Source organism: Marinobacter sp. UBA3604 (assembly GCF_002375325.1).
In the GTDB taxonomy this organism is placed as follows: domain Bacteria; phylum Pseudomonadota; class Gammaproteobacteria; order Pseudomonadales; family Oleiphilaceae; genus Marinobacter; species Marinobacter salarius.
In genome coordinates, this window is the sequence record NZ_DFMB01000042.1 from 1 (window position 1) to 12209 (window position 12209).

At 58.7% G+C, this 12209-nt stretch carries 11 protein-coding genes; 6 read left to right on the top strand and 5 right to left on the bottom strand.

Annotated elements, in window-relative coordinates:
* Positions 1–181: 181 nt before the first annotated feature.
* The 4 genes from B2590_RS13085 to B2590_RS13100 all read left to right on the top strand — a co-directional run bounded on the left by B2590_RS13085 (position 182) and on the right by B2590_RS13100 (position 3670).
* Entirely contained in the window at positions 182–973 is a 792-nt protein-coding gene (locus tag B2590_RS13085) for an alpha/beta fold hydrolase (RefSeq protein ID WP_286811465.1), read from the top strand.
* Positions 974–1064: 91 nt separating this feature from the next.
* Positions 1065–2156 (top strand): SMP-30/gluconolactonase/LRE family protein, encoded by a 1092-nt coding sequence (locus B2590_RS13090; RefSeq protein WP_228210348.1) that lies wholly within the window; start codon positions 1065–1067, stop codon positions 2154–2156.
* Positions 2149–2625: an acyl-CoA thioesterase gene (locus B2590_RS13095; protein WP_036203084.1), complete on the top strand. Its 477-nt coding sequence runs from the start codon at positions 2149–2151 to the stop codon at positions 2623–2625. The genes B2590_RS13090 and B2590_RS13095 overlap by 8 nt, the downstream gene beginning before the upstream one ends.
* 55 nt (positions 2626–2680) lie before the next feature.
* On the top strand, positions 2681–3670 hold the full coding sequence (locus B2590_RS13100; RefSeq protein WP_036203087.1) for an NADP-dependent oxidoreductase: 990 nt from the start codon (positions 2681–2683) through the stop codon (positions 3668–3670).
* Positions 3671–3675: 5 nt separating this feature from the next.
* Here B2590_RS13100 and B2590_RS13105 read toward each other — a convergent pair whose 3' ends face one another.
* The 4 genes from B2590_RS13105 to B2590_RS13120 form a co-directional block, all read right to left on the bottom strand.
* On the bottom strand, positions 3676–5535 hold the full coding sequence (locus tag B2590_RS13105; protein ID WP_126810656.1) for a cation:proton antiporter: 1860 nt from the start codon (positions 5533–5535) through the stop codon (positions 3676–3678).
* Positions 5536–5564: 29 nt separating this feature from the next.
* Entirely contained in the window at positions 5565–6392 is an 828-nt protein-coding gene (gene tcdA / locus B2590_RS13110; RefSeq protein ID WP_085681684.1) for a tRNA cyclic N6-threonylcarbamoyladenosine(37) synthase TcdA, read from the bottom strand.
* Between the two features lie 298 nt (positions 6393–6690).
* Positions 6691–7335 (bottom strand): ChrR family anti-sigma-E factor, encoded by a 645-nt coding sequence (locus B2590_RS13115; RefSeq protein ID WP_286811466.1) that lies wholly within the window; start codon positions 7333–7335, stop codon positions 6691–6693.
* Positions 7332–7931 carry a sigma-70 family RNA polymerase sigma factor gene (locus B2590_RS13120; protein ID WP_036203098.1) on the bottom strand — a complete coding sequence of 200 codons (600 nt, stop codon included), beginning with the start codon at positions 7929–7931 and terminating at the stop codon, positions 7332–7334. The genes B2590_RS13115 and B2590_RS13120 overlap by 4 nt, the downstream gene beginning before the upstream one ends.
* 243 nt (positions 7932–8174) lie before the next feature.
* Between B2590_RS13120 and B2590_RS13125 the strand changes: the two genes are divergently transcribed.
* On the top strand, positions 8175–9206 hold the full coding sequence (locus B2590_RS13125) for an AraC family transcriptional regulator (RefSeq protein WP_036205596.1): 1032 nt from the start codon (positions 8175–8177) through the stop codon (positions 9204–9206).
* Positions 9207–9212: 6 nt separating this feature from the next.
* Here the strand turns inward: B2590_RS13125 and speA are convergent, their stop codons facing one another.
* Positions 9213–11123: a biosynthetic arginine decarboxylase gene (gene speA / locus B2590_RS13130; protein ID WP_085681683.1), complete on the bottom strand. Its 1911-nt coding sequence runs from the start codon at positions 11121–11123 to the stop codon at positions 9213–9215.
* A 198-nt stretch (positions 11124–11321) separates the two neighbouring features.
* Between speA and speE the strand changes: the two genes are divergently transcribed.
* Complete coding sequence (speE, locus tag B2590_RS13135) at positions 11322–12203, top strand: polyamine aminopropyltransferase (RefSeq protein WP_085681682.1); 882 nt, start codon at positions 11322–11324, stop codon at positions 12201–12203.
* Positions 12204–12209: the final 6 nt, after the last annotated feature.

Genomic DNA, 12209 nt, shown 5'->3' on the forward strand with positions numbered 1-12209 from the left:
AAAAGCAGCGTTTCCCGGTAAAGTGGGATTAACCTTTTTTTTGTCTGAATTATCTGACCGGTTGTCGGGTAAGCCTGCGGCTTGCCCTTGTTCCAATAACATTCGATGGTAATGTAGTCGGCTTAACGATAGCAGCCCGTTCTCACACGAACCTGTCCGGCGACTCCAGGAGGTCATGACCATGAGTGTTGAACTCAATTACCGCATTACCGGCGAAGGCCCGCCATTGATCCTTCTCCATGGCCTGTTTGGCTCGCTGGAAAATCTGGGAGGCATCACCCGTCGCCTGCAGGACCAGTGGCAGATTCATGCTCTGGATCAGCGCAATCACGGCGCTTCCCCCCATACCGACACCATGGATTACCCGGCTATGGCCGACGATGTGTTGGCTTACATGGATGCTCAGGGGCTGGAAAAGGCGTCTATTCTGGGGCACTCCATGGGCGGAAAGACCGCGATGCAGGTGGCATTGCAAGCTCCGGGCCGGGTTGAGCGAATTGTCGTGGCGGATATCGCACCTGTGACCTATAAACCCCGTCATGATGCGGTGCTGGAGGGGCTGACCTCAGTGGATCTGGGCTCTATCCGCACGCGACAGGATGCCGACAGGGTGCTGGCAGACCATGTAGAGGAGCTTGGTGTCAGGCAGTTCCTGCTGAAGAACCTGGTGCGGGTGGGGGATGACGAACAAGGCCAGCATCCCGGACCGTACCGCTGGCGGCTGAACCTGCCGGTGATAGAGCAATGTTATCCCCGCCTTGCGCAGGCACCGGAGGGGGACGGTCCGTTTGAAGGTCCGGTACTGTTTATCAAGGGGGCCGATTCGGCCTATATCCAGGAGAAACACCGCGACGACATCCGTCAGCGCTTTCCTGCAGCGGATTTGCGAATCATCAACGGCACAGGGCACTGGTTGCACGCAGAGAAACCCGACAGCTTTGCGGCACTGTGTCGTCGTTTCCTCACGGATTAGCGCCTGGTAGCGGCGGGTACCTGCCAGTTTAGCCGCTGGCGGGTGTCTGATAAGGTTACGGAATCGTATCTGACAGGAACAGGTATCCTCTATGAAGTGGCTTCTGGGCGCATTGCTGATTGGTTTTTTGGTGCTGGGGGGCTTCCTGTTGTCGCCATCTCCCATTAATAGCCAGGCCTGGAACGCCCCTTCGCCGCAGCCATTGACCGGTAAGCTGGCGCCCAACGAACGCCTGAGACTGGCAGACCTGCTGGCCAGGGGAGAGGTGTACGGCCCTGAAGACACCACGGTGGATGACGACGGTATTCTCTACACTGGCACGCAGGATGGCTGGATCGTGCGGGTCAAACCGGATGGCCAGACGGAGAAGTGGCTGGAAACCGGAGGCCGGCCGTTGGGGATGGTGTTTGATCGCCACGGCAATCTCATCGTGGCGGATGCCTGGAAGGGGCTTCTCTCCATAGCGCCGGACAAGACCGTCACCGTACTGACCCGAGAGGCAGAAGGCTTGCCATTCCGTTTCACCGACGATGTGGATATTGCCCCGGACGGCCGCATCTACTTTACGGATGCCAGTTCGCGATTCCGTCAGCCTGAGTATCAGCTGGATTTGCTTGAGATGCGCCCTCACGGTCGCCTGCTTCGTTATGATCCGGCCACCGGTAAAACCGAGGTGTTGCTCAGCAACCTGCATTTTGCCAATGGTGTGGCGGTGTCGCCGGACGGCGAGTACCTGTTGGTGAATGAAACCTGGAAGTATCGAATCCTCAAGTACTGGATCGGTGGCCGCTATCCCGGACAGGCGGAAGTGTTTGCCGACAACCTGCCCGGGTTCCCCGACAACCTGGCGGTCGACCACGAGGGCCGCTACTGGGTTGCGTTTCCCACGCTCCGGAATGCCCAGGTGGATGCCCTGCATCGGCAGCCATGGCTGAAAGACCTGCTGGCCAAGCTGCCAGACTATTTCAAGCCGAAGCCCCAGGAATACGGGCTGGTAGTGGCCATGGACGCGGACGGCAGCGTGATTACCAGTCTTCACGACACCAAGGGTATCCATCTGCAGGAGATCACGTCGGTCAACCCCCATGACGGTCACCTCTACTTTGGTTCACTTCACAACGACCGCATCGGCCGGCTAGCCTTGTCGGCTATTCCGGGGTTGGGAGACAGCGACAATGAGTGAGTTTGATCCGGTGAACTGGGATCTTCCCGAACCATTCACCATGACCATCGACGTCCGGGACGCGGACACTGACAGGCTCGGGCACGCCAATAACGTGGTGTACGTGCGCTGGCTTGAAGATATCAGCTGGCAGCACATCGACAGCCTCGGCATGACCTGGGAGCTGCATGAAAAAACCGGCAAAGCCATGGCCATTACCCGTACTGAAATCGATTACCTGGCGTCCGCCAATGCCGGCGACCGGCTTGTGCTGGGCACCTGGCTGACCGGGTTTGATGGACGCTTTCGCTCGGCGCGGCAATTCCAACTGGTGCGTGAATCCGATGGCAAGACCCTGGTGCGCGCGGTATCCACCCATGCCTGTGTCAACATGAAGAGCCAGAGGCCCTCGCGGATGCCTGCGGAATACGCCGACATCCTCGGTGGAGCGATGGTGCCCGGTGGTCGCGGCTTTGATACCACACCTTGAGGATTCTGCTAGTCTGAACAAATGATCCTGTCCCTGAAGCTGTCTGGAGAGCCCCATGGAAAACACCGTTGATCCGAATTCTGGTCATGCCATGCGTCACGTGGTCTATGACCACTTTGGCGATACTGACGTACTGCGGATCGAAAGTTCCACCATCCCCGAGCCGGGCGCCGAGGAAGTTTTGCTCAGGGTGGCGGGCGCGGGGTTGAACCCCATCGACTGGAAGACGCGGAAAGGCCTGGGATTTGCCGCCCGGCAGATTGAAGACCACCTGCCATGGACGCCCGGCTACGATGTTTCGGGCGAAGTGATTGCGGTTGGTGCTGACGTGACGACGTTGGCGCCAGGCGATCGGGTGATGGGCATGGTGGGCTTCCCGGCTGGCGGAGGAGGTTATTCCCAATACGCAGTGGCTCGCGCCGACGAGTTGGCCATTGTGCCCGAGGAACTGGACCTGATGACTGCCGGCGCTTTGCCGCTGGCCGCGTTGACCGCCTGGCAGGCATTGTTCGAAGTGGCGGAACTGGAGGCTGGTCAGAAAGTGCTGATTCACGCCGGTGCTGGCGGAGTCGGGCATTTCGCCGTGCAGTTTGCGCTTGAACGGGGCGCCCATGTGATCGCCACTGCTTCAGCCAGTAATCGCGATTTCCTGGCGGCTTTTGGCGTCCATGAGGTGATTGATTACCACACCACCGACGTTGTAGACGAGTGCTATGGTCTGGACGTGGTGCTGGATCTGGTCGGCGGCGAAGCGGGCAAGCGTTCCCTGCACACCCTGAGTGAGCACGGCGTACTGGTCACGATTCCCACCGTGACGGCAGATGAGATCATAACCGCGGCTGAGTCCCTTGGGTTGAGAGCCCATGGCATGACCGTCCGCCCCGATGTGTTTCATCTCGATGAGATCGCCGAACTGATCGAGGACGGCGAGGTGCGTGTCCATATCGACAAGGCCTTCCCGCTGGATCAGGTCGCTGATGCCCACCGCTTGCTGGAGGGTGGGCACGTTCGGGGTAAACTGGTCCTGGACTGCGGGGCCCGCTGATACGCTCAGGTTGGAGCGGGTTCCGGTGGCTGTTCCGGCGACTCCCCGGTATCCCGCTCCTTGCGTTCCTTCCTCGCCTGGGGTGGCACCAGGCTTACCAATGTCCAGTCTTTCTCGGGCTTGATGGCCTCCATGCTCTTGACCGGCGTGATGTGTTCGCGCGTGTTCACCACGAACAGCACCATGGCCTGACGGTCGTACTTGTCCAGGAAATCCTCGAACGTAAATTCGTCACTGAGCTGGGTGGTCTTCACCGTATACCCCTGGCTGGCCAAACTGGCCAGCTTGGCGTAGCTCACTCCGTCGAAGAGTCCTCTCGTAAGCTGTATTTTCTCGGCGGTCTGGTGCCGGGCCTTCTGGTCCTGATCCCCTTCGGCCAGGGTTAGCACTGAGTCTTTTCCGAACCAGTCCAGGAAGTGGTAGGTGGCCAGGGAATTCATGTGCTTGTAAGGGGAAATAACCAGCAGGTTGCCAATGCCGGTGAGATCCAGGTGGGTCGACGCATGCTCCGACACGGGGTTGCCGAAATACACCTGGAGGTTTTCCATGCGCGCCTGTTTGACGTTCTCCCAGTTGGTGTCCGCCAGGGTAACGGGGACCTCCAGCTTTTTCAGTGCCAGGCCGATTTTTCGGGCCACCGGGTTGGCACCGAGAATCAGGAAGCCGTATTCCGCCGGCTCGGCGACCTTCAGAAGCCTCGCCAGAGGCCTCGCGGTAAGACTCTGCAGGGTGACGGTGGCGATGATCAGCATGAATATCAGTGGCACCAGGGCTCCGGCGCTTTCGTAGCCCAGTTTCTGCAACTGAAACGCAAACAGGGCGGATACGGCAGCGGCTACAATGCCTCGGGGGGCGATCCAGCTCAGGAACAGTTTGTCGCGCCAGTTGAGACTGGTGCCAATGGCCGACAGGAAGATGCTTGCCGGGCGTGCAACCAGCATCAGCAACGCCAACACGGCCACCAGCCCCCAGCCCAGTTGAGCGATGGCTTCGAACTCCACCCGTGCTGCCAGGATAATGAAGAGAGCGGAAATCAGCAGCACGCTCAGGGATTCCTTGAACTCCAGGATGCTGTCGATGGGGACCTGCTTCATGTTGGCCATCCAGATGCCCATCACAGTGACCGTCAGCAGGCCGGACTCGTGGGCCATTTCATTCGACAGGGCATAGACCCCGAGCATGAACGTCAGGGTGCCGGCGTTGTGCAGGTATTGCGGCAGAAGGTGCTTGCGCAACGCAATGCCGTTCAGCCAGCCCGCGACAGCGCCAATCAGGAAACCCACTGCCAGGGTCTTGCCAAAAATATACAGCGAGTGGCTGAACACGTTGCCCTGGCCCCAGGACACAATGCCCTCGAAGACCAGCACCGCCAGCAGGGCGCCCACTGGGTCGATGATGATGCCCTCCCAGCGCAGAATGTTGGCCAGTTTTGCGTCCGGTCGCACAGATCGGAGCAGAGGGGCGATGACGGTAGGGCCGGTGACGATGGATATGGCGCCAAACAGGAGGGCCACCTCCCATGACACATCAAGGATCCAGCGGGCGGCCAGGGTGCCAATGATGCAGGTGACAATGGAGCCGACGGGAATCAGATTGCGAACCATCTTGCCATGGCCACGTATTTCGTCGTAGCGGAGCGTCAGGCTGCCTTCAAACAGGATAATGGCAACGGCCAGGGAGATGACCGGGAACAGCAGGTCTCCAAACACGATTTCGGGGTCCAGAAATCCCAGCAGCGGCCCTGCGGCAATGCCGCCGGCCAGCAGGAACAGGATGGCCGGCATGCGAACCCGCCAGGCGAGCCACTGGCAAAACAGGGAGAGCACACCGATACAGGCAAGGAGAAAGACAGTGCTGACGGTCATAATGGGGTCAGTTCCGTTGAAGTATGGGTTTAATTCTGTAGTCCTGCAGGAAAGTCTGCCGTCTTGTCGGAATTGGCCTTGCGCGCCAGGCGAGCCAGCAACCGCGCCGCCGCGAAGAAACCAAAACTGGCGGTGACGGGGCTGGCAGCACCAAACCCGGAGGCGCAATCCAGACGGACCGGGCCTTCGGTGGCAGGCTTCTGTAGGCAAACCTCACCGTCCCCTGCAGGATACGTGAGCTGTTCCAGGGAGTACACGGCTTCAATTCCGAAACGCCGTTTGGGATTGCGTGAGAACCCGTACTCCCGACGGAGTGTATTACGCACCTTGGCCAACAATGGATCCTGTGTGGTTTTGCTCAGGTCACTGACGCGGATCTGGGTCGGGTCCATCTGACCGCCGGCGCCGCCAGCACACACCAATGGAATCTTGCGACGCTGACAGTGTGCAATCAGCCCGGCCTTGGCTTTGACGCTGTCGATGGCATCGACCACCCCTGACATCTCCGAGGTAATCAGTTCATCGACGTTTTTCGTGTTCAGGAACCCGAAATGGACCCGAATGTCACCCTCCGGGTTGATCGACCGCAAACGGTCTGCCATGGCGTCCGTCTTGGTGCGCCCGTATTGCCCGCTAAGCGCGTGGAGCTGGCGATTGGTATTGGACACGCAGATATCGTCCATGTCGATCAACGTCAAGGTGCCGACGCCGGAGCGGGCAAGGGCTTCAGCCGCCCAGGAGCCCACGCCACCCAATCCAACGATGGCAATGTGAGCGTGACGGAAGTGCTCCAGTGCCCGGCGGCCATAGAGTCGTTCGATACCGCCGAAGCGGAAATGGAAGTCGTCACCCGTCATGCTGCATCTCCGGAGAAAAGTCACGATTGTAACCCAGCCCTGCCGGCTGTCTCTAATCAGTCGTCGGATATCGTATTCATGGGGTGAAGTGAGCAGGCATAAAAAAGGCCACGCAAGAGCGTGGCCTGTAAGCAAGTGCCCAACCCGACGGGGGGTGGGCCGGACTAGTTCAGAGACACTAATCAACGTAATCAGTATCGTTTATCAACGTGTCGTCCGGAAGGTCACAAACTGACAAAGGCCGGTCATTTTCGGCCAAGGCTTCGGCCAGGCCGGTACAGTTTCCGGTCCATCCGCCTCAGCGTATAAAGGGGTTCAATAAGCGAGTGAACGTGCCGGTTAATTTAACCGGTGCGCTGAGCACCGACAGGGTGATGCAGTCTTCGCAGCCAACCGCCACAGGTTTGTGCTCGTCTTCCTGATTGAGTACCACGAAGTCCCACTGGTTGAACACACCTTTCTGGTCTGAGAATGCACCCTGAAGAACTATCGTGGTTTCACTCCCTCTGTGGGTATGCGCGGGTGCCTTCCCACCGGCGGCCAGTTTCTGAAGCACCACCTGCTCGCTCTGGCCGGGAAACCGTTCGCTGATATCCAGCACACTGACATCGCCGAGCTGACGTTTCCAGGGCAGCGAGTTGAGATCGTCGCCCAACAACTTTTGAAGAGGGCTCATGCGCTTGGCTTGTGTACTGATGTAGGTCTCCGTCATGTCAGGCTCGCTGTCTATGCGTGACAGGATAGCGTCAAACATGTCCGATGAAACACCGACCTGGGGCTGACTTTCCATCATGACGGCCCCCAGGCTGTCGAGCGTATCCACACGGCTGCGACAATGGGGGCACTGGTCCAGATGGAGACGAATGCACAGTGCGTGGGGCTCACTGAGGTTGCCCGCACTGAATTCCATCAGGGTAAGTGCGTCTGGATGGTGCCGTGTCATACGTTCTGGTCCTGCAAAATCACTTTCAGTTTGTTCAGCGCCAGGCGTACCCGGCTTTTTACGGTACCTAGCGGTATGTTGAGCTCGTCCGCCACCATCTGGTGTGACTTGCTTTCCATGTAGACCTTGGCGATTACTGTAATCTGTTCTTCCGGCAGGTGGCTGAGGGACTCTCGCACGCGACGTTCAGACATCAGGCGGTGCAGCGACGTAACCGGCTCGTCTTCGTTTTCGCCGGGAATTTGCCACAGATCTTCCGTTTCAACCGGCATCTCCGCACTCGTGCGCTTCATCTTGCGCAGCATATCAATGCGTTGGTTACGGGCGATGGTGAAAATCCAGGTCGACGCGGCTGCCTTCCTCCAGTCGTACAAGCAGGAGCGCCGCCAGATCGATACGAAAACCTCCTGTACCAGCTCCTCGGCGTGACTCGCCATGCCATTGGCCATGGCGTAATACTTGATCTGGGGACCAAAGTGCTCGAACAAAGCGTGGTAGGCCTGCCGATCCTGGTTCTTTCCCACTTTCTCCAGCAATTGGCTCCAGGGGTCCTTGCGGCCCTCGGCTCGTGCTGGCTTCTGATCCAGTGTGGACACCGGACGCTCCTTGACAGTCGCATGATTTGGCATTGTTGTGTTCATCATTCTATGCACTCGCCCCGGGTTTGTCAGTCACGATATTTACGGGGGCGATGGGCAGACGGATCTGTTGGGCGGTATTTTTTCCCCACTGGTACTGGCTGGCTTCTCCGCCGCTCGGTGTCGTCTGCAGGGAGATTGCCGACCGCTATCATCACGGCTAATCTTTTGCAGGTATTTATTCAGGAACGCTTGGCCAACATGAATGCTCCCGGAAAGACCGGCAATCTGCCCGTTATTCGCGCCCACTACGCCGATATCCTTTGCCAGTTGGCGGAAGAGAAGGGTGCTGCGCGTCCCGAGTTGCTGCGCTCGGCCGATATTCGTCCGGCCATGTTGGGGCACCCCGACAACTTCATCACCGTGGAGCAGTTCAGTAGTCTTTGTCGCTCGGCATTGGCATTGAGTCACGATCCGGCCCTGGGGCTGGAATATGGCAAGCGCCTGAAGTTCACTACCCATGGTTCCCTGTCACAGGCCGCCATCAGCTGTGACAACATTGGCCAGGCTCTTACGGTGCTGATCAAGTATTTCCGTATCCGATTCGTGTATATGAATCTGAGTTTCTTTACCGAGGGCAGCGACGCTGTGCTGCAGCTCGATATCGTGCACGCCCTGGATGATCTGCATCGGTTCAACGCAGAAGTGGTGCTGGCCTCGCTTATGGATGTGAACCTGCTCCTGTTCGGACGCCGCCTGCTTGATGGTGGAAGTTGTCGACTGAATTATCCGCCACCGGAGTATGCCCAGGCCTATGAATCCCTGTTCGGCAATCGTATCCGGTTTGACGCCGGCGCCAATCAGCTCCGTTTTCGCAAGGAGTTTCTGGAACTGCCAATTTCCCTGTCCAATCCTGTGGCGCGTCGGGTAGCGGAAGCGCAATGCCAGGAGGAAATGCGATCGCTGGAGGCGACCACATCGATTCCCGAGCGTGTGGGGCGGTTGCTGGAATCGGTACGGGATGGCCGGCTTCCGGGTATTGATTCCGTGGCGGCGCAACTGGGTGTGTCACCCAGGACGCTGCGCCGTCAGCTCAGTGCCGAAGGCGTGAAATTTCAGGGCATCCTTGATGACATCCGCCACCGGCGCTCCCTGGAGTTGCTTCGGCGCACCGACCTCGGGATCGATGACATTGCCTATCGCCTGGGGTATAGCGACCCGTCGAATTTCGGCCGTGCCTTCCGCAAGTGGGAGGGTCTGTCACCCTCAGCCTGGCGCGCAAGCAGGGTCTGATCCGGGTTACTCTTCCAGGTAGGTATAGCCGCCCAGGCCATTCTCCAGTTCTTCCAGCAGGCTCGTCTGTATGTCTTCTGGCAATCCGCTGGCGGCAAATTTCTGCTGATAGGCCCGAAGCAGGGCAGTGGGTTCGAAGTTCACATACTGCAGCACCTTGGCCACGGTGTCTCCATGGATTGGCTCACTGACGGTATGGCCGCCGCCGGGGTTGCGTCGTACATCCACCGAGTGGGTGTCGCCGAACAGGTTGTGCATGTCACCGAGGATCTCCTGGTAGGCACCGGTCATGAAAAAGCCCATCAGCATGGGTTCTTCCGGCGCCTCTTCAGGCAGCGGGAAGGTGGTTTCGATGCCCTGGCCGTCCACGTACCGGTCAATTCGCCCGTCGGAGTCACAGGTAATATCCTGGATGACCGCACGACGGGTGAGGGGGCGATTCAGTCCGTTCACAGGCATGATCGGGAAGATCTGATCAATACCCCACACGTCCGGCAGTGACTGGAACAACGAAAAATTCACGAAGAGCTTCTCCGCCAGTTTTTCATTGAGCTCGTCAATGATCTCCCGGTGCGCGCGATTCGCGGAGTTCAGCTGTTTTCTCAGAGCCCGGCAGCAGGTGGTGTAGAGCGTTTCCGCCCGTGCGCGGTCCGCCAGTGACAACAGGCCGTGGGCAAACTGGGTGTGGACATCCGCCATGGCGTGGAGCACGTCGTGGTAGATCTCAGCCAGGGAACGGCGCGATGCCTCATCCCGCAGGCTCTCCAGGTCGCGCCACAAATCCTGCAGCGGTGCCGGGGCATCACTGACCGGTTGTTCAGGCGGACGCTTGTCGGGTATCTCCCGGTCAATCACATTGGTCACAAGTACCGAGTGGTGAGCCGTCAGCGCACGGCCGGATTCACTGATCAGGTTGGGATGGGGGATGCCCGCCCGATCGCACTCCGATTGCAGGATATGAATCACGTTGTAAGCGTATTCGTGTACGCTGTAATTCATCGAACAACTGCTGCGTGAACGGGTGCCCTCGTAGTCCACACCGAGCCCGCCGCCAATATCGACCGTACCTACCGGTGCCCCCATGTGGCGCAACTCACTGTAGAAACGGGCGCACTCGCGCAGCCCGGTCTGGATGTCTCGGATATTGGCTATCTGCGACCCCAGGTGAAAATGCAGCAACTGAAGGGATTCCAGGGCCTCGGCACGGCGCAGGGTTTCGACCACATCCAGTACCTGGCTGGCGGACAGGCCGAATTTCGACTTCTCACCGCCGGTGTTCTGCCAGTTGCCTTTGCCGATGGTGGCCAGCCGTGCGCGCACACCAATCAGCGGAGTCACTCCCAGACGGCGCGCTTCCTCGAGGATGAGCGGCAACTCGGACTGTTTTTCAACCACAATGAACACCCGGTGCCCCAGTTTCTGCCCGATCAGCGCCAGCCGGATATATTCGCGGTCCTTGTAGCCATTGCAGACAATCACCGACTCCTGCTGGCGCGACAGTGCCAGAACCGCCATTAACTCCGGCTTGCTGCCGGCTTCGAGGCCAATCTGGTTGTCGCTGGCGGCCGGTTCGGCGCAGAGCAGTTCCTCAACCACCCGGCGCTGCTGGTTGACCTTGATCGGGTAGACGGCGGTGTAGCCTCCCTGGTAGCCGTGTTCGCGAGCGACCTTGTTAAACGCGCCACACAGTTTGTTGACTCGATCATGGAGAATATCGGTAAAACGGATTAACACCGGAAGCTGAACCCCCTCACTGACCAGGGAGCGGGTAAGGTCGGGCAGGTTGATGTCCTCGCCGCTGTGCCCCCGGTCGGGTCTTATCAGTACCTCGCCACGGGCATTTACATCGATATAGCCATCGCTCCAGTGGGCGATGTTGTACACCTTGTGGGCGGCGCTGAGGGTTGGTTCACTCATGGGGCTTTCCTGTGCTGAGTCCGCAGCCGGCAACGGGCCGGCCTATGGCGCTCATTGTATGGATTCCACCGCCCCGCTAAAAGAACAACACCCGAAAAACACGGCCCGGGGGTAATGATAGTCCTTTAGGTGTGCTGGTTACGCACCTACAATAGCCTCAATACGAACAGGCTCAACGCGCACATCCGGAGACACGACATGACTGCACTGAACGATGGCTGGTTTACCGAAGTATTCCAGGATCAGGGAACCGCCTTTTCCCTGCAGGTAAAGAAAAAGCTGCACGAAGAACAAACCGAGTTCCAGAAACTGGAAATCTGGGAAACCGAAACCTTCGGCAACCTGATGGTGCTCGATGGCTGCGTGATGCTGACCACCAGAGACAACTTCCTCTATCATGAAATGATGACTCATCCGGCCCTGTTTACCCATAAAGACCCGAAGAAAGTGGTCATTGTTGGCGGTGGTGATTGTGGAACCCTGAAAGAAGTCCTCAAGCACCCCGGTGTGGAAGAGGCCTGGCAGGTGGAAATCGACGAACGCGTCACTCGCCTCTCGGAACAGTACTTCCCCGAGCTATGCGAATCCAACACTGATCCACGCGCCAACTTCTTCTTTGGCGATGGTATCCAATGGATACGTGATGCGGTGCCCGGAAGTCTCGACGTCATTATCATCGACAGCACCGATCCGGTCGGTCCCGCCGAAGGTCTGTTCGCCCTGGACTTCTATCGCGACTGCATGATCGCCCTGCGCGACGGTGGCATCATCGTCCAGCAAAGCGAATCGCCGCTGCTGCACACCAACACCATCATCAAAACCATTCACGACGACATGAAAAAGGCCGGTTTCGACCACGTTCGCACCCTGCCGTTCCCGCAACCGGTGTATCCCACCGGCTGGTGGAGCTGCACTATGGCGGGTAAGGAAAAGCCGGTGGTGTACTTCCGTGAGGAAGACGCGGATCAGCGGCCGTTTGTGACCCGCTATTACAACGCCGACATCCACCGTGGGGCATTGGCGATGCCGCAGTTCATGGTGGATGCACTGGAAGATGAGGTGATGTCGAGCGAGCGGTAAAGTGGA